Origin of the sequence: Clostridium sp. AM43-3BH, from assembly GCF_003479985.1 — a bacterium.
Taxonomy (GTDB): domain Bacteria; phylum Bacillota; class Clostridia; order Lachnospirales; family Lachnospiraceae; genus Otoolea; species Otoolea fessa.
The window spans coordinates 28,697-48,990 of sequence record NZ_QUIH01000010.1 but is presented as its reverse complement, the minus strand read 5'-3'; the positions used below and the strand labels follow the sequence as shown (position 1 = coordinate 48,990).

17 protein-coding genes are annotated in these 20,294 nt (G+C 50.1%); 5 read left to right on the top strand and 12 right to left on the bottom strand.

What is annotated here, in order from left to right; all coding sequences use genetic code 11:
- Positions 1–59: 59 nt before the first annotated feature.
- From DW931_RS14435 to DW931_RS14420, 4 genes are read right to left on the bottom strand one after another with little or no spacing between them, the layout of a single operon-like run.
- Positions 60–1,349, bottom strand: coding sequence for a TRAP transporter large permease (locus DW931_RS14435; RefSeq protein WP_207722853.1), 1,290 nt, complete (start codon positions 1,347–1,349; stop codon positions 60–62).
- Positions 1,346–1,846, bottom strand: coding sequence for a TRAP transporter small permease (locus DW931_RS14430; RefSeq protein ID WP_118482238.1), 501 nt, complete (start codon positions 1,844–1,846; stop codon positions 1,346–1,348). The genes DW931_RS14435 and DW931_RS14430 overlap by 4 nt, the downstream gene beginning before the upstream one ends.
- Positions 1,847–1,869: 23 nt before the next feature.
- Entirely contained in the window at positions 1,870–2,949 is a 1,080-nt protein-coding gene (locus DW931_RS14425) for a TRAP transporter substrate-binding protein (protein ID WP_118482237.1), read from the bottom strand.
- A 42-nt stretch (positions 2,950–2,991) separates the two neighbouring features.
- Positions 2,992–3,855: a DUF6282 family protein gene (locus DW931_RS14420; protein ID WP_107001705.1), complete on the bottom strand. Its 864-nt coding sequence runs from the start codon at positions 3,853–3,855 to the stop codon at positions 2,992–2,994.
- Positions 3,856–4,206: 351 nt separating this feature from the next.
- Here DW931_RS14420 and asnS point away from each other — a divergent pair, with 351 nt between their 5' ends.
- The 3 genes from asnS (at position 4,207) to DW931_RS14405 (ending at position 8,661) form a co-directional block, all read left to right on the top strand.
- On the top strand, positions 4,207–5,598 hold the full coding sequence (asnS, locus tag DW931_RS14415) for an asparagine--tRNA ligase (RefSeq protein ID WP_118482236.1): 1,392 nt from the start codon (positions 4,207–4,209) through the stop codon (positions 5,596–5,598).
- Between the two features lie 127 nt (positions 5,599–5,725).
- Positions 5,726–6,796 carry a DNA repair exonuclease gene (locus tag DW931_RS14410; protein WP_118482235.1) on the top strand — a complete coding sequence of 357 codons (1,071 nt, stop codon included), beginning with the start codon at positions 5,726–5,728 and terminating at the stop codon, positions 6,794–6,796.
- 5 nt (positions 6,797–6,801) lie between these two features.
- The gene (locus DW931_RS14405) at positions 6,802–8,661 is read left to right on the top strand and encodes an AAA family ATPase (RefSeq protein ID WP_118482234.1); all 1,860 of its coding nucleotides are present in this window, start codon (positions 6,802–6,804) and stop codon (positions 8,659–8,661) included.
- Between the two features lie 122 nt (positions 8,662–8,783).
- Here DW931_RS14405 and DW931_RS14400 read toward each other — a convergent pair whose 3' ends face one another.
- From DW931_RS14400 to DW931_RS14380, 5 genes are all read right to left on the bottom strand, one after another.
- Positions 8,784–9,965, bottom strand: coding sequence for a ribose-phosphate pyrophosphokinase (locus tag DW931_RS14400; protein ID WP_022359580.1), 1,182 nt, complete (start codon positions 9,963–9,965; stop codon positions 8,784–8,786).
- Between the two features lie 109 nt (positions 9,966–10,074).
- Positions 10,075–11,067: an ATP-binding protein gene (locus DW931_RS14395; RefSeq protein ID WP_118482233.1), complete on the bottom strand. Its 993-nt coding sequence runs from the start codon at positions 11,065–11,067 to the stop codon at positions 10,075–10,077.
- On the bottom strand, positions 11,054–12,118 hold the full coding sequence (locus DW931_RS14390) for a DnaD domain protein (protein WP_118482232.1): 1,065 nt from the start codon (positions 12,116–12,118) through the stop codon (positions 11,054–11,056). The genes DW931_RS14395 and DW931_RS14390 overlap by 14 nt, the downstream gene beginning before the upstream one ends.
- Before the next feature lie 548 nt (positions 12,119–12,666).
- On the bottom strand, positions 12,667–14,058 hold the full coding sequence (gene murC, locus DW931_RS14385) for a UDP-N-acetylmuramate--L-alanine ligase (protein WP_118466999.1): 1,392 nt from the start codon (positions 14,056–14,058) through the stop codon (positions 12,667–12,669).
- Between the two features lie 225 nt (positions 14,059–14,283).
- Positions 14,284–14,793, bottom strand: coding sequence for a QueT transporter family protein (locus DW931_RS14380; protein WP_107001712.1), 510 nt, complete (start codon positions 14,791–14,793; stop codon positions 14,284–14,286).
- Between the two features lie 417 nt (positions 14,794–15,210).
- On the opposite strand from DW931_RS14380, the gene sstT reads away from it, so the two are divergent.
- A complete protein-coding gene (gene sstT, locus DW931_RS14375; protein ID WP_118482231.1) occupies positions 15,211–16,434 on the top strand; it encodes a serine/threonine transporter SstT in 1,224 nt (407 codons plus the stop codon).
- Positions 16,435–16,823: 389 nt separating this feature from the next.
- Here sstT and DW931_RS14370 read toward each other — a convergent pair whose 3' ends face one another.
- From DW931_RS14370 to DW931_RS14360, 3 genes are all read right to left on the bottom strand, one after another.
- Positions 16,824–17,588, bottom strand: coding sequence for a type III pantothenate kinase (locus DW931_RS14370; protein ID WP_107001714.1), 765 nt, complete (start codon positions 17,586–17,588; stop codon positions 16,824–16,826).
- A 6-nt stretch (positions 17,589–17,594) separates the two neighbouring features.
- The gene (locus DW931_RS14365; RefSeq protein ID WP_107001715.1) at positions 17,595–18,218 is read right to left on the bottom strand and encodes an ECF transporter S component; all 624 of its coding nucleotides are present in this window, start codon (positions 18,216–18,218) and stop codon (positions 17,595–17,597) included.
- 112 nt (positions 18,219–18,330) lie between these two features.
- The gene (locus DW931_RS14360; protein ID WP_118482230.1) at positions 18,331–18,585 is read right to left on the bottom strand and encodes a hypothetical protein; all 255 of its coding nucleotides are present in this window, start codon (positions 18,583–18,585) and stop codon (positions 18,331–18,333) included.
- Between the two features lie 445 nt (positions 18,586–19,030).
- Between DW931_RS14360 and coaBC the strand changes: the two genes are divergently transcribed.
- Positions 19,031–20,224, top strand: coding sequence for a bifunctional phosphopantothenoylcysteine decarboxylase/phosphopantothenate--cysteine ligase CoaBC (coaBC, locus tag DW931_RS14355; RefSeq protein WP_182429151.1), 1,194 nt, complete (start codon positions 19,031–19,033; stop codon positions 20,222–20,224).
- The last annotated feature ends 70 nt before the right edge of the window (positions 20,225–20,294 follow it).

Genomic DNA, 20,294 nt, shown 5'->3' with positions numbered 1-20,294 from the left:
TTTCAAGTCTCTTCTGCTGTCTTTTCATAGCCCCTTTTTCTTACGTATTTTTCTAATACTTAGTATCCGTACCCCATTAGTCTCGGAAGCCATGTGATGATTCCCGGTACATATGCAAATACAAACAGAAGCAATATTTCCGTCAAAAGGAACGGAAGCGCTCCCTTTACAATCTGTTTGAAATTCAAGCCTGAAATCGAAACCGCCGTAAACAGATTATATCCAAACGGAGGTGTTACGAATCCAACTACCAGGCAAATACAGAACAGCATACCGATGTGGAGTTCATTACATCCGAGTGCAATTCCAACCGGAATTAAAATTGGTGCCAGAATCAGAGTTGCCGCTACGTTATCCATCAGACAGCCTACAATTAAGAGCACTACAACTAGTACGAAGAGATAAAGTGCCTGGCTGCCACCTACGAAGCTGATAAATGCATTGGAAATCACGATTCCGATCTGGGATTTCGATACAACCCAGGAGAACAGGGACGCCGCCGCGATGATGAAATTGACCATTGTCGATGTTTTCAGGGAATTGATCAGGATCTTCGGTAAATCTTTTACTTTCAGTTCTTTCAATGCAAAACCCAGAATCAGCGCATAAACAATGCCGACCGCTGCGGATTCGGTTGGTGTAAAGATACCGCCATAAATACCGCCTAGAATCAGAACCGGAAGTCCCAGAGCGCCCAGCGCTTTCCAGAACAATTTCATGGATTCTTTAAAATCAAACTTCATCGTCTTCGCATGTTTCAGAACCTCCGGATTCCTGTATGCGAATACGACATTGACTAACGATAACGCCAGTGCGATAACAAGTCCCGGGACAACCCCTGCCATAAACATTGCCGGAATTGAAAGATTCATTGTAACTCCATAAATAATCATGGGAATACTCGGAGGAATGATTGGTCCCAATGCACCTGCCGATGCAACTAACCCCGCGCTCGTTTCTCTGGAATAACCTGCCTTCAGCATGGAAGGAAGCATAATTGAACCAATCGCTGCTACCGTCGCCGGACCAGAGCCCGTCAGCGCTGCAAAGATCGCACAACTGAATACGGTTACAATTCCAAGTCCGCCCGGAAGCCAGCCTAAAATACTCTTCGCCCAATCGGTCAGACGTTTGGAAATACCACCGAAATCCATCAGGTTTCCTACCAAGATAAACAGTGGGACTGCAAGCAGTGTGAAGGAGTTAAGACCGTAAATCAGCCGCTGTGCGACTACCAGCATGCTCCCTCCCGTTGTCGCCAGATATGCCATTCCGGCAGAAAGGATTGCAAATGCAACCGGAATACCCAAAAGCATCAGACCGAATAATACTACTAATACAAGTGTCATAATACCGGTTTATCCTCCTTTCTCTCTGTCGCTGATACGATCATCGCAATCGCTACAAATGCCTGGAACATCAAAAGGATTCCGCCGACTGCCACGGAGGAATTGATACACCACATCGGGACAGAAAGCGCGGTGCTCAAGTTGGTTCTGGAGCTGTACGCAAGCTTTAAGCCTGCGTACAGCATTACGGTTCCATCAAAAAAGATAACTAATTCAATGATAATATCGACAATTTTTCGAAGTGTTCCATGCATCAGATCCAGGATTGCTGTTACTGTAGCATGTCCGCTTCCCTCAATCAACAAGGAAGCCCCCAGCATATGCATCCAGATAAAGCAGTACCGGGCAAGTTCCTCGCTCCAGGACAATGAATTATTCAGAATGAAGCGGAAAAACACCTGTGCCACACAGGCAACAATCAGGATAATAAAAATCACCATTCCTATGTAACTGACGCACTTATTAATTATGTCTGAAACCTGCTGTAATTTTTTCATGCTGTCAAACCCTCTTTCTGCAATCACCTCTCCGTGCCGGTCAGGGATTTAATCTGATCCACCCACTCAGAACCGATGTAGGATTCCATCTCGTCATAGCACGGCTGTACGGCACTCTGGAATGCCTCTGTATCTACATCCTCAGAGGATACAATCGTCATGCCCTGAGACGTCAGATCCGACTCCATCTTTTCAGCGGTTGCATCGTTATTTTCACGTGTTTCTTTGGCTGCTTCCTGTGCTGCTTCTTTTAAAATCGCCTGATCTTCCTCAGATAAGGACTCATATACGCTGGTAGAAATACATACCGGAAGTGGAGAATAGAACAGGTTTACATTATCAATGTATTTGCAGATATCCGGGAAACCGTTGGTATATAATACACTTAACGGTGCGTCACAGCCATCTACGGTACCCTGCTGCAGAGCGGTTAAAAGCTCGCCCCATGCCATCGGGGTTGCATTTACACCCAGCGCCTTGTAAGCAGACAGATAAATCTTTGTCTCCATGCAGCGGATCTTCAGTCCATTCAAATCGGACGGTGCTTTGATTTCTTTGTCCTTTGTACACAACTGACGGAATCCGCCCTCAGAAAATGCAAGACATGTAACGCCTGTTCCGTCCATATTGTCGATCAGGGACTGACCGAAATCGCCGTCTACGATCTCACGTGCCTGTGCCAGATCGCTAAAAATGAACGGAAGATCCAGTGCGCCGTTTGCCGGTACATAAGAAGAAACATATGCATTCGTCATGACTGCCATGTCGCATGTTCCGGTCTGCATGCCTTCCCACATCTCCGGCTCGGAACCAAGCTGACTGCTCGCATACAGGTTGACTGCAATTCTACCCTCGGATTTCTCTTCCACGATCTCTTTGAACTTGGTTGCAGTAAAGTGATACGGATCATCCGCGTTTGCTGCGGTCGTATAACCGATGCTGAGTGTTGTCTCGGCATTCGGGTTAGCGGTGTTCTCGGCTGCCGCCTGTGTTCCTGCCGCCGCTGCCTGTGTGGTACCACCTGCCTGTCCGCCGCCGCACGCTGTCATGCTGAGCGCTGTCACTGCTGCTAATGCCCCTGCCAATACTCTGTCTTTCCTCATAATGTAAAATCCTCCTTCTAAAAAATGTGCATTTATATAAATTTATCTGCATACCACTTCTTCCGGTACCTTCTGGACCATGTCCCGTATCTGTGCTTCCGCAATCCCACAGGTCAGCATCACGGCGATAAACCGTTTCAATTCCGAAACGGGTGTCGGCGCCCCTTTCTGCCCTCGGTCCGTTGCCAGATATACGTGTCCACTTCCAACGGTCCGAATCGTCTCTGCCATCTCTTCCGGCATCACACTTTTCTGTGCCAGATTAAACCAGTTCTTCTCAATCACAACCCCCAGCTTCGCCAGTTCCGCCTGATCGTCTCTTCCTATCCTCGTCCTTGGAAACTCTGGATGTGTCAAAATCATATTGACCCCCCGTTTCCGTCCTTCCCTGCATAAAATCAGGGATTCCTCCGGGCTGATATGTCCTGTTGCCAGAAATGCGTCTTTTTCCTTGATAGCATCCATGATGTCGTAGACGCATTCTTTTAATGTTCCATCCTGTTCCAGAATGGTAATACCCCTGCGGTCGAAGAAATCTCCCTCCATGTTTCCGAATACTAGGCTGTTTTTCGCATCCCGGGTCGGCATCCATACAATTTTTGCCCCCGCCCGCAATGCATTTTTCACCGCGTATACATTCAAGCCGCCCGCCGGGCAGTTGAGGCAGAGCCCGCCATACGCTTTCGCCTTACAGCCGCTGTAGCGGTTGATCAGTTCTGCCCGTAAAGCCGTTGATTCATAATGACTTTTCAGCATCACTCCCGCCATTCCTGCCGCGTCTGCCTCCCGGATCAACTGGAATCCATCCAATTCTCTCGGAAAAACAGAGGGCGATGAATGTACATGTAAATCGTACGCACCTTTCAGAAGCTCTTCCGCTTTTTTATTTGCGTCAAGTTCAGTCATAATTCTTCTGTCTACACCCTTTCCGTTTGATAGACTCTTTGAAAGTATTCCGCGGTTTTCTTTCTTTATCCCCATTCTAACACCGGGCATTTGTCTCTGTAAAACAAGTATTCACAGAGTTGACACAATACCCAGCTTGTTTTCTGCCCTTTCCTTCTGTTTTTGCATTTGTTTCTGTTAATTTTTAAAGCTGTCACTTTTTATACGGGCAGGTTTCTTCCCCCCGCAAATTTCCCTCCGTCCCTTGAATCTACAAGAAAAATACAGTATAATGAAAGTTAAACACGGTCTGCACACTGCAGGGCAGTCCGCATGAGAAAGTTTATTTTGCAAAATAAGGAGTTTACTGAGATGAATTTAACCACTGTAAGAGAAATTTACCGTTCCAGAGAGACGTATCTGGACAAAGAAGTTCAGATCGGCGGCTGGGTACGAAGCGTGCGCGGTTCCAAGAACTTTGGCTTCATCGTTGTGAGCGATGGCAGCTACTTTGAGACGCTTCAGGTTGTTTACCATGATACAATGCCGAACTTTGCGGAGATCTCCAAGTTAAACGTAGGCGCATCCATTATCGTAAAAGGTACCCTGGTTGCGACCCCGGAGGCAAAGCAGCCGTTCGAGATTCAGGCGACCGAGGTAGCCGTTGAGGGACCGTCCGCTTCGGATTATCCGCTTCAGAAGAAACGCCACAGCCTTGAGTATCTGCGTACCATCTCCCACCTGCGTCCGAGAACTAACACCTTCCAGGCTGTGTTCCGTGTACGTTCCCTGGCAGCTTACGCGATCCATCAGTATTTCCAGGAGCGCGATTTCGTGTATGTCCACACTCCACTGATTACCGCAAGTGACTGCGAGGGCGCCGGTGAGATGTTCCAGGTTACCACGATGGATCTGAACAATGTTCCGAAAAAGGACGACGGCACGGTTGACTACTCCCAGGATTTCTTCGGAAAACCAACTAACTTAACTGTCAGCGGTCAGTTAAACGGCGAGACCTACGCGATGGCATTCCGCAATATCTACACCTTCGGACCGACCTTCCGCGCAGAGAACTCCAACACGACCCGTCATGCAGCTGAGTTCTGGATGATCGAGCCGGAGATGGCATTTGCGGATCTGAACGACAACATGGAAGTTGCCGAGGATATGTTAAAATATGTCATCCGCTACGTCTTAGAGCACGCACCGGAAGAGATGAATTTCTTCAACCAGTTCATCGACAAGGGACTCCTTGACCGCTTAAACCACGTATTAAATTCCGAGTTCGGTCATGTAACCTACACCGAGGCCGTCCGCATCCTCGAAGAGCACAACGACGAATTCGACTACAAGGTATTCTGGGGCTGTGACTTACAGACCGAGCATGAGCGCTACTTAACCGAGAAGATCTTCCAGAAACCGGTCTTCGTTACCGATTATCCGAAGGAGATCAAGGCATTCTACATGAAGATGAACGAGGACGGCAAGACCGTTGCAGCGATGGACTGTCTCGTACCGGGCATCGGCGAGATCATCGGCGGCAGCCAGCGTGAGGACAGCTTAGAGAAGTTAGAGGCGCGTATGGACGAGCTTGGACTCAAAAAGGAGGACTACAATTTCTATCTGGATCTGCGTAAATACGGTTCCGCAAGACACTCCGGATTTGGTCTTGGATTCGAGCGCTGCGTGATGTACTTAACCGGCGTTTCCAACATCCGCGATGTCATTCCGTTCCCGAGAACCGTAAACAACTGTGAACTGTAAACAATAAGCAACTATGGGGCTGTCGCAAATACTGGAATCTGCTTTCTGCTATTTGCAGCAGTCCCTTTTCTATTATTATTTCAATATGTACATACGGAGTGACAGACTCCTGAAAGGGGGAGAGAATGTGAAATTTATCCATACCGGCGACATCCACTGGGGCATGTCCCCGGACAGCGACAAGCCGTGGAGCCGGGAGCGCAGCCGCGATATCCGCGATACGTTTACCGCCATCATCGCCAAGGCAAAGGAGCTGCGCGTGGACTGCCTGTTCATCGCGGGGGATCTGTTCCACCGCCAGCCGCTGCTGCGCGACCTGAAAGAGGTCAATTACCTGTTTTCCACGATCCCGCAGACACAGGTTATCATCATCGCGGGCAATCACGACCGGATCCGCAAAAATTCAGCTGTTTTAAGCTTTTCCTGGGCTTCCAACGTGACGTTTCTGGAAAGTGAGGATGTCTCATCCGTCTATTTTGAGGATATCAACACCGAGGTGACCGGCTTTTCTTACTATACTGCGGAGATCCCGGAGCCGCGCCTCGATGCTCTTGAAGCGCCGGAGGATGGAAAAATCCACATTCTGCTGGGGCACGGCGGCGACGCGAACCACGTCCCGATCGACCGGGCGGCGCTGGCTTCCTCCGGATTTTCGTATATCGCACTGGGGCACATCCACAGGCCAGAGATCCTACTGGACAAAAAGATGGCATACTGCGGTTCCCCGGAGCCGCTTGATAAGACCGAGACCGGCAGGCACGGCATCCTTTACGGCGAGATCGACCCGGAAATCGGTCAGGTAACGACACTGGACTTTATTCCGATGGCGAAGCTCCGCTACATCCCACTCATCGTCCGCGTCACGCCGGATACGACCAACACGGAGCTGTACTTAAAAATTGCCCATGAGATCGAACAGCGCGGCAATGACAATATTTTCCGCTTCAAGGTGCAGGGCATGCGCGATCCCGATATTTCCTTCGATCTGGACGCCTTAAAGCTGCGTTTCCGCATCGCGGATATCATCGATGAGACGGAACCGCAATACGATTTTTCCGCCCTGTTTGCCGAGCATCCAAGCGATATGATCGGCTTTTACATCCAGGCACTGAAAAAACCGGACATGAGTCCGGTGGAGAAAAAGGCGCTGTTTTACGGCATCCACGCCCTGCTTCTCACCACCGATGAAAGGAGTTAGCTTCCATGCGTTTTCTTGATCTTTATATCAGTGGGTTTGGAAAATTTCATGACACAGCCGTCTCCTTTGAGGACGGGTTAAACGTCATTTACGGTAAAAATGAAGCCGGCAAATCCACGATCCACACCTTTATCCGCGGCATGCTCTTCGGCATCGAGCGTCAGAGGGGGCGCGCCGCCAGAAACGACATCTACAGCAAATATGAGCCGTGGGAAAACAGCGGCACCTACGAGGGGCAGCTCCGGCTTGAATCCGACGACGGCACCATTTACCGGATCGAGCGCTCGTTCCAGAAAAACAAGAAGGAATTTACCGTCATCAACGAGACGACCGGACGCGAGGAACCGGACGGCCGCGCCGTATTGCAGGAAATTTTGGGCAGCATGAGTGAAACCATGTACAACAACACCATCAGCATCAGCCAGTTAAAGAGTGCGACCGATGAAGGTATGGTTTCGGAACTGAAAAACTATATTGCTAACATGAATACCTCTGGCAATATGGCGCTCAATATCACTAAGGCGACCGCCTATCTGAAAAATCAGCGCAAACAATTTGAATCCCAGTTAAGCCCGGAGGCTTCGGTCAACTATACCTCCCTTCTTAGCGAGATCCGCGCGCTGGAACGCGAGCTTTCTTCGCCAAAATATGAGAATCAGTTACAGGAATACTCAAAGCTACGTGACTCGGTTCGAAATGAACTGGAACATCAGAAAATAGAAAAAGAAGATTTATCCGACCGGCTGCAGAAGAGCCGTCAGGTACTGGATGAGTTTTCCTTTACGGATGAGGCGTCCATCGAGGCGTACCGCAGTCAGGCTGAAACACTCTACCAGGACTATCAGCATGCACAGGTGTCTTCCTCCAGCAAGGGATCCCGGTTTTTCCAGGTGTTTTTCTTTATCGCAGCGGCGATCTGCGCCATCTGCGCCGCATACTGCGGATATCTGGCGTTCTTCCCGCTTCCGTCCCCGTGGCTGGGAGCTGGTCCCACCGCCCTCATATTTGGCGTCGCCGCTCTTGTGCTTCTCATGCTGGGAATCTGCGTCACACGGCACCGGAGCCGCCGCAGGCAGGAGGCGGAGAAAAGTGCCTCTGTTTTATCGGAGATTTTGCGCCGCCACCTGGGCGAATCCGAGATTTCGGATGAATCCATGAAGCTTTTGTCCCAGCGGCTGGACCGCTTCATCACGCTCTGCCACGCCGTTACAAACTCGGAGGATTCACTGGTAAAACGTTCCGAACAGATCTCGGCGCTGATGGCAAAGCAGAATGACTGCAGCCTTGTCATCGAGGAACAACAGCGCGTCCAGTGGGAGTTAGAGAAAAAGCTGGAGCACCTATCCGCCTGCAAAGACCGGGCAGCGGCGCTCAAACACATTTTAAATGAAAATGAGCGCATCCATCAGGAGATCGCCTCCGTGGATCTGGCGCTTGATACCTTAAAAGAGCTTTCCACCACCATCCGGGATTCTTTCGGCCTGTACTTAAATAAGACTGCGTCCGACCTGATCGCCGGAATTACCGGCGGAATTTATTCCAGCATCAGCATCGATGAGAACCTGAATGCGTTTTTAAACACCCGCCGGAAGCTGATCCCGCTTGAACAGGTCAGCAGCGGCACCGCCGACCAGATCTATCTGGCGCTGCGCCTCGCCGCCGCCCACTTTATCCAAGGCGATGCAGACCGGCTGCCGCTCATCTTTGACGACAGCTTCGTCCTCTACGACGACGAGCGCCTGAGAACCGTCCTCAAATGGCTGCCAACCGCCTATTCCGGGCAGATTCTTGTATTTACTTGTCATGAGAGGGAGATGCGGGTGCTGAAGGAAGAAGGAGCTGCGGTGCATGAAGTACGGTTGTAGGACTCTTTTCATACATAACCGTGACATTGCCTGTTTCCTATGACATTAAAAAGAACGCCATTTTCTGACATGTATTGGTCCGGAAATGACGTTCTTTTTGTTTCTATTTTAAAGGTCTATTTTTAGTCCCGTATTCCCGCCCGATACTTCGCCAGCAGCTTATTGATACGTCCGGTCGGATTTAACAGCTCGCTTAAGGAGGCATCGTGGTTCAGGTTATCGATGATGAGCGCGATGTATTTGCTCATATCGACGCTGATATAGTACGGTCTGGAGAGAAGCTCCGGTGTCTGGTATACCAGGTTGGTGGTCAGGACGCGGTCGATCAGACCGTTCTCATAGTACTCGTCAAACTTCTGCAGTCCGTTGGTAAACAGACCGAAGGTCGCACATACGAATACCTTTCTCGCCTTGCGGCTCTTTAATTCCTTCGCTACATCTAACATGCTCTCGCCAGAGGAGATCATATCATCGATGATCAGGACATCCTTGCCCTCTACGCTGGATCCCAAGAACTCATGGGCAACGATCGGGTTGCGTCCGTTGACGATCCTGGTGTAATCGCGGCGTTTGTAGAACATACCCATGTCGAGTCCCAGCACGTTGGAGAAGAAGACAGCGCGGGACATACCGCCCTCATCCGGGCTGATGACCATCATGTGATCGCTGTCGATCTCCAGCTCTTTCTCATTTTTCAGCAGATATTTGATAAACTGGTAAATCGGCTGAACGGTCTCAAAACCCTTGAGCGGAATTGCGTTCTGGACACGCGGATCGTGTGCATCAAAGGTAATGATATTCTCAACGCCCATATCTACCAGCTCTTCCAGTGCCAGCGCGCAGTCTAAGGACTCACGGCCGGAGCGCTTATGCTGGCGGCTCTCATACAGGAACGGCATGATTACGTTGATACGGCGTGCCTTTCCGCCTGCTGCCGCAATGACACGTTTCAGATCCTGATAATGATCATCCGGGGACATATGGTTTACCATGCCGCACAGAGAATATGTCTGGCTGTAGTTGCAGACATCCACGATCAGATACAGATCATCGCCGCGCACCGACGCCTTGATCTCGCCCTTTGCCTCGCCGGAACCAAATCTCGGTGTGTTTGCCCCGATGATGTAGGAGTCTCTCTGATAACCTGAAAATGCGATCGACGTCTTGTGCTCGCTCTCGCGCTCATTTCTCCAGTCCACCAGATATTTGTCTACCTTGCCTACCAGTTCCTCACATCCCTTTAATGGAATCAGTCCCAGCGGACCTACCGGTATCGTCTCAATGATTTTCTCTTCGTACAGCATTTTCCATTTTCCTCCAGCCTGTTTACTCTCTGTTAATTCGCTTTTTTTGCATATGTTAGCGCATTCTAACGTCTCTTTTATATCATTATGTCCCTTATAAGTCAACCCATTACCGGTTTTCCAGCTTTTTTCGTATCCGGATATCCTCGCCGTAGAGCGGAATGATCTGATACTGGCTTATGATCCGTGACATGACGCGATCGGTAAACTCGTCGCGCATCTCATTGACCGGCAGATTGGTAGAAATGATCGTGCCTTTCTTCCGGTTTAAGCGCTCGTTGACCACATAGAAGAGCTGGGAAGTCGTAAACGTATTCACCAGTTCCGTCCCCAGATCGTCGATGATCAGCAGATCGCACTCTAATAAATACTGGGAGCGGTCGCGATCCTCATCGGTCGCATCATTTGCGAAGCGGTCCCTTGAAAATATCTCATACATCTCCACCGCTGGGAGATACACGACGCTGAAACAGCGCTCAATCAGCTCTTTCGCGATGCAGTTGCTTAAAAACGTCTTTCCAAGCCCCGTTTTTCCGGTAAATAAGATATTTCCCTTTTCTTCTTTAAATCCGTCCACATAGCGGTGGCAGAACGCCGTCACCTGCTCCATATACGCGCGGGCAGTCTTGCCGCTACGCGGATCGATCTTCGTGTCATCAAAATAATCATAGGAAAAATGAGAAAAATTCTCCCGCTCCAGCACTTCCCGGATATTCGACTGGGCGTATAACAGATCGATCTCCCGCTGACGGAAACAGTGGCATTTTATGCCGTCTTTGTACCCGGTGTCCTTACAGTCCGGACAATTATACTGCATCTCCAGATAGTCCGCCGGATAGCCGTAGGCGCTCATCAGCACCTGGCGCTGCTCTTTCAGGTCTGCGATTGTCCCTCGCAAACGTTTCACCGCGTCCGCATCGCCCGCCAGAAGCTCTTTCGCGCTCTTGACCGCCGCGGCGGCGATCGCGTCGTTCATCTCCCGGACCGCCGGTATTTTCTCATAGACCTCGTCAACCCGCGCGTCCAGCTCATGTTTCTTCTGAAGCTGTGTCCGGTTATAAACACGCATGATCGATTCATACTGCGAATTACTGAGTGCCATCGTCCCCTCCTGTCTTCTGCGCTCCGTTTATCATGCTCCATACCATCTCGTCGTAATCATATCCGTGTTCCTCCAGATTGTGGAACCGGTTGGAAGAACGGCTGCTGCCTGCAGACGCCTGCCGGCGCTTCGCCCCGCCTTCTTCCTTCCGTTTTTTATCTAGCTCTGACACATCCCGGAAGCTCTTGACCCCGGCATTTTTCCAATCCCGCAGGATCTTGTCTGCATAGTCAAACGACGGTTTATGTATCTGCCGGATCGTGCGGCTGCACGCCTCGACGATCAGCTCGCGCGTGAAACCGTACTCCCAGAACCATTTTTCGATAAATTCACTCTCGACCTCCGCCGGGCTCCGGTCCGAAAGCCCCATCGCCCGCATAACCGCGAATGAACCCTTCGTGTAGCCTCTGCCGCTCGCTTTCGCCTGTTCCACATCCTTGATGCCGCGCTTATGCCAGCCGAGCGCCACCTTTTCCATATAGCGCAGGCTGGTGTGGTGGTTCTGCACGCAGTACTCAATCAGGTATTCCAGCAATTCCCCGGAAAATCCCAGATTCGAATAGAGATTTCCAAGAATCTGGCAGTCCGTCGGTGTGAGCAGCTTGTTTAAATACTGCTGGGCAATATAAATGAGCTGCTTAAACGACTCATCCGAGGTCAGGCGTGACATATCGCAGGCTGCGGCTTCCCGCGCGGCAGTTTTTGCAGATGGCGCAAAGGAACCAGCACCTGCCAGGGATTCCATTGAAGCAAAAACCGGTGAAATTTGCTGTCCCGGCATCTCCTGAAACGATCGCTGTGCCTCTTCACCGACTTCCGTTCCCAGCACCCCGGCTCTCTGCCAGTATGCCAGCGCGCGCTGCACGTCCGCCTCCGTGTGGTTGAGCGCGTCCGCGATCTGTCCGATCGAGACTTCCTCCTGCTGGTGGCGGAGCAGGTACAGATATACCTTCACATATTCTCCACTGGCTCCCGCCATATATGTATCAATAAATACGTCCGGAACCGGCGTTGCGCCCACCGCCAGCCGGTTTTTGAGTCCTATTCCCATCTTCTAACTTCCCTCTTAGCCATTCTGTGTCCTCACATTTCCTGTTACCATTTATCTATCAGCAGCCTGCGGCTGTGTGAAGGATTCAAACTGCTGTATTTTACTTTTATTTTGAAATATTCTCTATTTGTTCCATCCAAATCTTCCTGTTTTCTTACTTTTACACCGTTTTGATTTTGTTTCCGGACTTTTCCACAATTTTGCTCCGGACAAGACAGTTTTCATCCATTTATCACAGGCTCACTGCGTCTGTTCCTATCATAACATACCTTTTTTTAAAAAGAAATACTCCTAATTATGGTTCGCGGCCGACACTTTTAGACCAATTTTTCCACTATTTTGATTGTGGATAATGTGGATAATGTGGAAAAAGCCTTCAAAAATCCTCAAAAAATAACCTTTCCTCCGACAAAATCCTTATTTTATCAACATTTTCGGCATTTCCCCATTTCCGCATTTAGGCGCAAAAAATCCACATAGTTCCTTTACATAATATGTTGAAAACTATGTGGATAATGTGGATAACTATAGGTACACTCGGAGTGCATCTATTTCGCAAGGAGGTTTTCCCCTACATTTACAACGTCTCCGGCGCCCATGGTTATCAACAGGTCGCCCTGTGTACAATGTTCCATGACAAATTTTTCTATTTCATCGAACGTCGGCAGATACCATGCTTCTTTTCCTTTTTCTTTTAGAAGTTTCACGATATCCTCTGAGCTGATGCCGAGCGTGTCCGTCTCGCGCGCCGCGTAGATATCCGCCAGAATGACTTTATCTGCCAGTGAGAGCGCCTCGGCAAACTGCGGTAGAAATGCCTTCGTCCGCGTGTAGGTGTGCGGCTGGAAGATGCACCAGAGTGTCTTGTGTGGATAGTTCTGCGCCGTCTTTAAGGTAGCCTCGATCTCATGCGGATGATGGGCGTAGTCGTCGATGATGGTAAATCCATTTACCTCACCCTTCTTTTCGAACCGGCGGTTGGTTCCGGTAAAATGTGCCAGTCCCACGCGGATGGCGTCCATGGAGATGCCATTTTCCAGGGAAACAGCGATGGCTGCCAGCGCATTGTATACATTGTGCTCACCTGCCACACCGAGCGTCAGGCGCTCTTTCTTCTCACCGCCGATATAAAGATCGAAGGACGGATGCGCGTAATCGTCATACTGGATATCACCGGCACTGTAATCGTTGCCGCGGCTGTGACCAAAAGTAATAACCTTGCCTTTTGCCGCTTCTATGATCTCCTGATAGTTCTCGATATCGCCGTTGATGACAATCGCGCCCTGAGCCGGTACGCGCTCGGCAAACAGCTTGAAGGAATGACGGATATCCGCTAGATCCTTGAAGAAATCGAGATGGTCTTCTTCTATATTAAGAATGACCGCCATCGTCGGGTAGAAGGATAGGAAGCTGTTGGTATACTCACACGCCTCCGTCACGAAAAATTCCGGTCCGCCGACGCGGATGTTGCCGCCGATCGCCGGAAGGATGCCGCCGACCGAGATCGTCGGGTCATTTTTCGCCTGCAAGAAAATCTCCGTCACCATCGAAGTGGTTGTCGTTTTGCCGTGTGTTCCGGCAATCGCGATCGCATTTTTATAGTTCCGCATCATCTCGCCCAAGAGTTCCGCACGGGTCAGCATCGGGATACCGCGCCGTTTTACTTCCTGAAATTCCGGGTTATCCGGGTGAATCGCCGCCGTGTAGACTACCACATCGATACCATCCTGGATATTCTCCGCTTTCTGTCCGATATATACCTTCGCGCCGCGCGCCTCCAGGTTATCGGTCAGCTCCGAACGGTGTGCGTCCGAGCCGGACACAGTGAATCCCTCGTCCATCAAAATCTCTGCCAGTCCGCTCATGCTGATACCGCCGATTCCGATGAAATGGACGGATTCTGGTTTATTAAAATCAATCTGATATACATTCTCACTCATATTTGTGCATTCCTTCCCCGCCGCAGGCGGTTTTTGTTTTCGCAGACGCCATAGAAAAACGATATGGAACCGCGAGGCATTGTGTTTTCACGTCCTTTTAATTTAACTTCTTTTACATGAAATTGTCAATATAAGGCAAAAAAAAATAAAAGATACACGCCAGCCATCGCACTGCGATCCGTCTGTAACATGCATCTTTTATATCATTTAAGTTATGTCTTTTTCTTAGCGTCCCGTTGCCAGACACTTGCCGAACAGCATGGTTTTATAACGGTTTAACGCCGCCAGAAGAATGCTTCCCAGCACGCCGATTGCCAGCACCTCGCCGATCCCGACGGTCAGCATCATGAACGGAATCAGATCCTCAGAGCCGTATGCAAACCGGAGCACCCACGGTACAATGATCGTGTTGGCCAGGATCGGCGGTACACATACTAAAACCTTGCTTCTGCGAAGCGCATAGGAGCCGACTGCCCCGATCAGGGTTGCCAGGCTTCCGAATACGATATCCAGTCCGGCTGCCCCGCAGAACAGATTGGATAAAAAGCATCCGACAAAGAGTCCCGGAATCGCTGCCGGGGTAAAGAACGGCAGGATACAGAGTGCTTCCGAAATACGGAACTGCACCGGTCCGAAGCTGATCGGCTGGAATGCCATCGTCAGCGCTACGTAGATGGCCGCGATCGCCGCGCCATACGCCAGAAAATACGTGTTTTTCAGGTTGTTTTCTTTCATATTCAATTCTCCTTTAGTTTTGTTTTACGAGTGGAAGGTCACGAACACTCGATTCATTTTACGCCGGAAATCGGCGGCAGCCCTGTAAGACCTTGTTTTTGCGGGCTTTGCAACGGGTATGAGTATAACATAGAGCAGATAGAAATACAAGTTTTCTTTTCGCTTATCGCCACTGCAAGTTCTGCCACTGGCCACACGGAACACGGGCAAAAATTTTTTCTCTATTTCTCTATCACTCTGCCATAAAAAAGCACTTTCCCTTTCTTTCTATCTCCTGTATAATAGAATCTACATGATTTTGTGCCGGATGCTGCACAGACAGTTGAATCATTCGGGAGATATTGCATTTGCACATTTGACTCAGCTCCCCGACACTCGTCAACCCCATTTCATCATCACAAAGGAAGTATGTATTTTATGAAAGCACTCTATGAACGCTGGACAGCCATCAGCCTGCCTAAACGAATTCTGGGCGGCATGATTCTCGGCGCTGTTCTGGGAATGATGATTCCGCAGGCAGTCGGACTCTCAATCCTTGGAAATCTATTTGTCAACGCATTAAAGGGCATCGCGCCCCTGCTCGTATTTTTCCTTGTTATCAGTTCCCTCTGCCAGGCAAAGCAGAGCCACGGCGGCATCATCCGCACCGTTGTCTGCCTTTACCTGTTCAACACACTGCTCGGCGCTGTGATCGCGGTCGTCGCAAGTAAACTGTTCCCGATCACCCTGACACTTGCACAGGCTGCAGAAGAAACCTCTGCCCCGCAGGGAATCGCAGAAGTCCTGCAGACACTTTTATTAAATGTCGTAAAGAACCCGATCACCTCCATCGCAGAGGCAAACTACATCGGTATCCTGGCGTGGGCGGTTCTCTTCGGCGTGGCGATGCGCGGCGCCAGCGAACGCACGAAAGAAATTATGGACAATTTTGCGGTGGCACTGTCCAAGGTTGTTACCTGGATCATCAACTTTGCCCCGTTCGGTATTCTCGGACTTGTGTTTGACACTGTATCCACCAACGGTTTACAGGTATTTACCGAATATGGACGGCTTCTCGCCGTGCTGGTTGGCTCGATGCTGTTTATCTACTTCGTGACCAACCCGATTCTCGTATACTGGTGCATCCGCCAAAACCCGTTCCCGCTGATTTTCAAGTGTCTGAAACGAAGCGCGGTCACCGCCTTCTTTACCCGGAGCTCGGCGGCAAATATCCCGATCAACATGGAAGTCTGCGAGGAAATGGGACTGGACAAAAATACCTACTCTGTTACCATCCCGCTCGGTGCGACCATCAATATGAACGGTGCGGCTGTTACCATCACCGTCATGACGCTGGCGGCAGCCAATACGCTAGGAATTCCGGTGGATATTCCGACCGCCATCATTTTAAGCGTCCTGTCGGCACTTTCCGCCTGCGGCGCATCCGGTGTTGCCGGTGGTTCCCTGCTTTTAATTCCGCTTGCCTGCTCCTTGTTTGGCATCTCCAGCGACGTGGCCATGCAGGTCATCGGTGTTGGATTTATCATCGGTGTAGTACAGGATTCGGTCGAGACAGCACTCAACTCTTCCTGCGATCTTCTGCTTTCCGCAGCGGCACAGTTTAGGGAGTGGAGAAAAGAAGGACGGGAGATTACCTATTAAAATTATATTATATGCATATTGAAATCAATTTTTCCATATGCTATAATGCCAATAGGCAAACGAATGACAGTACTCACAGAGTACACAAAAAGCCCCCGGTGTGTGCTGACACCGGGGGCTCGCCTTTTTTGAAAAGGAGGCTTAAACCTTTGCTACCTACTCATCTCCATCCAGCCACTTACAAATATAGTAAGCCACAATGCTGGCTATCACAGAGAGCACGAATGACAGTATTCCTCCCACACAGTACACCCCCTTTTCGCACCTGTCTAGGGGTGGTAGCTGTATCAGTATAACACAGAAATTAATCACTCGCACTATATTTGTGCTTCTGCATCTTTTTTAATTGCATTTTAAAAGCGGCTAGATTTTTTCCAGCCGCTTTTATCTTATTTATTCTTCTTATAGATAATCCACAACCCCCGCAATAACAATTCATCATCTAATTCTATCTGATGCCGACACAGCGGAATGATTTTTCTGGCAAGACCGCCGGTGGCTACAACGGTGGCTTTCTGGCCGAGTTCCTCTTCAATCCGGTCTACCATACCGTCGATGCAGGACGCATTGCCATAGAGCGCGCCGCTCTGCATACATTCAACCGTATTCTTGCCGATCAGGCGCTTTGGCGGGTCAAGGCTGATGCGCGGAAGCTGGGCGGTCCGGCTGGTCAGAGAATTCATCGATACACCTATTCCCGGCAGAATCATGCCGCCGATGTACTGCTTGTTCTCATTCACCACACAAATGGTGGTTGCCGTTCCCATATCGATCAGAATGAGCGGCACCGGATACCGGTTGATTCCCGCGACGGCACCGACGATCAGATCGGTACCGACGGAGGACGGATTGTCCATCAGCACTTCCAGACCGATATTCATATCCACATTGACGACCAGAGCTTCCTGCCCCGTCACCTTGCGGATCGCCTCCCGCATCAGGGATGTAACCGGCGGCACTACCGAACCGATGATCGCGCCGGTGATCTCACTTACCTTGATTTCCCGCAGCTCCAGCACCATTTTCAGGGAAATCGCATAGTCAAGCTCTGTTTTCCCGCTGTCTGTCGCCATCCGCTCGGTAAAGAGAATTTCCCCATCCGCAATACAACCGAGAACCACATTCGTATTTCCGATATCCAATGCCAAAATCATACTGTCTTACCCCCTGCTTTTTTCCAGAGCCGGTACAAATTTTGCCCGGTAAAGCGCTGCGCCGACTGCACCGGTGATGATTGTGGACGATACCATCTCGCATACTGCATTGATTCCTACGAAACCGCATACGAACAGGATGATATTTTTTCCGCCGATCAGCCCCTGCATATATTCGGTATTGCCAAACAGAACGACTAAAGCCGTCATAAAGAAAACTGTATTTAAAAACGCGGAACAGAATCCGGTTACCAGACTTGCCATGTACGCATCGGTTCTGCGGCGTACAAACTGGAAAATGTAGCCTAACAGAAGACCATCCAGCATACGTGGAACGAATCTCTGCACAAATGCCAGAAACGGGTTAATGCTGAAAAGCATCGCGCCCATCGCACTGCTGCCGCCGATGCCGATGCACTGTAAAAAGCTGGTCATGCCGAAAACTGCACCGATCGCTGCGCCGCCTGCCGGTCCCAGCGTGATCGCCGCGATCGCAACCGGAATCACATTAAATGTAATCGCCAGCGGCCCAATATTCAGATATCCGAGGGGAGTGTACGCCATCAGCAGAAGAATGCCGGTCATAAGACCTAAGATGACAAGTTTAGATGTGTTGTTTGTTGTGTTCATGAAATTTTCCTCCTTGTTATTATTCCCGATTTGAAAACCTGCTGCACCTTTTGTTCACCAGACTGCCGCTCACCTGCACCAATATCATGTGCATGATACCAGGGTCAAAAGGTCAGAAGTTCGACGCAAGCTTGCTTGCAGGAGAATTTTTGACCTTGGGACCCGCCAAAAACATGAGTAAGTAGCCATTTTTCAAAGAAAAATGAGCGAATTGCGAATGTTTTTGAGAATTGCGGGAGCACGCAGTGCAGAGCAATTCGGTATCAGAGGGGTCAAAAGCTTTTGACCCCAACATCATGTGCTTAAAATCCGTACAAATTCCGTTCTTTCCGGCGATACCATCCAGAAAAGCCGCGAGCCAGGGCATTTTAATCCCCCGTCTCTTCCGGTATGATTCTCCATCTCAGATACAGATCCGTATGCAGATATGCACATTCCGGCAGAAGTTTTTTTCTTCTGCCGCTTTCCGCAGATTTGCTGCCAGCACGTTCGGTGCCTGTTTTCTATGGGATACAATACAACTGCTGCCGCCTGTCCCTGTTCACATCCAGTGAAAACCAGGTCAGCCAGCAGACACCTCCACACTATATCACATCACTTTTCAACATACAACCAACAATTCTACCAGAATATGTGCTGTTTTTTATTGTCTTTTCACAAAATACATGTTTCTTTCCTCTCCTGTTATGTGCGCTTACCAAAGACCCCAGTAGAGCACGGAAGCCAAAAAAGGTTTACAATTTTTCCTCCAGATGCTATGCTGTTCGAAAATGGTCCAGAAAACCAGAGTGCAAACCGAAAGGATATGTATTATGTTAACCGGAAAAACGATTATTTTGGGAGTAACCGGCGGAATCGCCGCATACAAGGCGGCAAACCTTGCCAGCCTTTTGAAGAAACAGCACGCCGATGTGCATGTCATCATGACAAAAAATGCGATGGAGTTTATCACACCGCTGACCTTCGAAACCCTGACGGTCAATAAGTGCCTGACCGACACCTTTGACCGGAATTTTAAATTTGAAGTAGAGCACGTGGAACTGGCAAAGAAGGCCGACCTCGCGATCATCGCCCCGACGACTGCCAATGTCTGCGCCAAGCTGGCACACGGGCTCGCTGATGATATGCTGACGACCACGCTCTTGGCCTGCCAGTGCCCGCGCATCATTGCTCCGGCGATGAACACACGGATGTATGAGAATCCGATCACACAGGACAACCTGCGCCTGTTAGAGCACTACGGCTTTACCATCATCGAACCAGCAAGCGGTCTGCTCGCCTGCGGTGATTCCGGAAAGGGCAAATTCCCGGATGAGTGGCTGATTATGGAATATATTCTCCGCGCCATCGCCTACCCGAAGGATCTCGCCGGAAAGAAGATCCTTGTGACCGCCGGTCCGACCCAGGAAGCTGTCGATCCGGTGCGCTACCTCACGAACCATTCGACCGGAAAAATGGGATACGCCCTGGCACGGATGGCGATGCTGCGCGGCGCCGATGTGACACTCGTCACCGGCCAAACCTCGCTGACTCCACCTCCGTTTGTCAATACTATCCACATTAAGAGCGCGCACGACCTCTTTGAGGCAGTTACCTCCCGGAGCGGGGAACAGGACATCATCATCAAGGCGGCAGCCGTCGCTGACTACCGTCCGGCAGTCGTTTCTGATGAAAAGGTCAAGAAATCCGACGGCGATTTGAGCCTGGCGCTGGAGCGCACCGAGGACACCTTAAGTTACCTTGGCGCACACAAACGTCCGGGACAGCTGCTCTGCGGTTTCGCGATGGAGACCTCCCAGCTCGAGGAACGCGCCCGCGGCAAGCTGGAGCGCAAAAACCTGGATCTGATCGCTGCCAACAACTTAAAGGTAGCCGGTGCCGGATTTGGCACCGATACAAACGTCATCACGCTGATCGATAAGCAGCAGACCCGCCATCTGGAGCAGATGAGCAAGGAAGCAGCGGCGATGGAGATATTGACGGTTTTACGCGATATGATGAAATAGATTTTGATTGAAATAGATAGAGAAAGAGGAAGCAACCGAGGTTGATGGACGGATGCCTCCTCTTTCATTG

Coding starts and splice junctions, on each gene's coding strand:
- DW931_RS14435 (WP_207722853.1), bottom strand. CDS start 1,349: ATGACACTTGTATTAGTAGTATTATTCGGTCTGATGCTTTTGGGTATT.
- DW931_RS14430 (WP_118482238.1), bottom strand. CDS start 1,846: ATGAAAAAATTACAGCAGGTTTCAGACATAATTAATAAGTGCGTCAGT.
- DW931_RS14425 (WP_118482237.1), bottom strand. CDS start 2,949: ATGAGGAAAGACAGAGTATTGGCAGGGGCATTAGCAGCAGTGACAGCG.
- DW931_RS14420 (WP_107001705.1), bottom strand. CDS start 3,855: ATGACTGAACTTGACGCAAATAAAAAAGCGGAAGAGCTTCTGAAAGGT.
- asnS (WP_118482236.1), top strand. CDS start 4,207: ATGAATTTAACCACTGTAAGAGAAATTTACCGTTCCAGAGAGACGTAT.
- DW931_RS14405 (WP_118482234.1), top strand. CDS start 6,802: ATGCGTTTTCTTGATCTTTATATCAGTGGGTTTGGAAAATTTCATGAC.
- DW931_RS14400 (WP_022359580.1), bottom strand. CDS start 9,965: ATGCTGTACGAAGAGAAAATCATTGAGACGATACCGGTAGGTCCGCTG.
- DW931_RS14395 (WP_118482233.1), bottom strand. CDS start 11,067: ATGGCACTCAGTAATTCGCAGTATGAATCGATCATGCGTGTTTATAAC.
- DW931_RS14390 (WP_118482232.1), bottom strand. CDS start 12,118: ATGGGAATAGGACTCAAAAACCGGCTGGCGGTGGGCGCAACGCCGGTT.
- murC (WP_118466999.1), bottom strand. CDS start 14,058: ATGAGTGAGAATGTATATCAGATTGATTTTAATAAACCAGAATCCGTC.
- DW931_RS14380 (WP_107001712.1), bottom strand. CDS start 14,793: ATGAAAGAAAACAACCTGAAAAACACGTATTTTCTGGCGTATGGCGCG.
- sstT (WP_118482231.1), top strand. CDS start 15,211: ATGAAAGCACTCTATGAACGCTGGACAGCCATCAGCCTGCCTAAACGA.
- DW931_RS14370 (WP_107001714.1), bottom strand. CDS start 17,588: ATGATTTTGGCATTGGATATCGGAAATACGAATGTGGTTCTCGGTTGT.
- DW931_RS14365 (WP_107001715.1), bottom strand. CDS start 18,218: ATGAACACAACAAACAACACATCTAAACTTGTCATCTTAGGTCTTATG.
- DW931_RS14360 (WP_118482230.1), bottom strand. CDS start 18,585: ATGCCCTGGCTCGCGGCTTTTCTGGATGGTATCGCCGGAAAGAACGGA.
- coaBC (WP_182429151.1), top strand. CDS start 19,031: ATGTTAACCGGAAAAACGATTATTTTGGGAGTAACCGGCGGAATCGCC.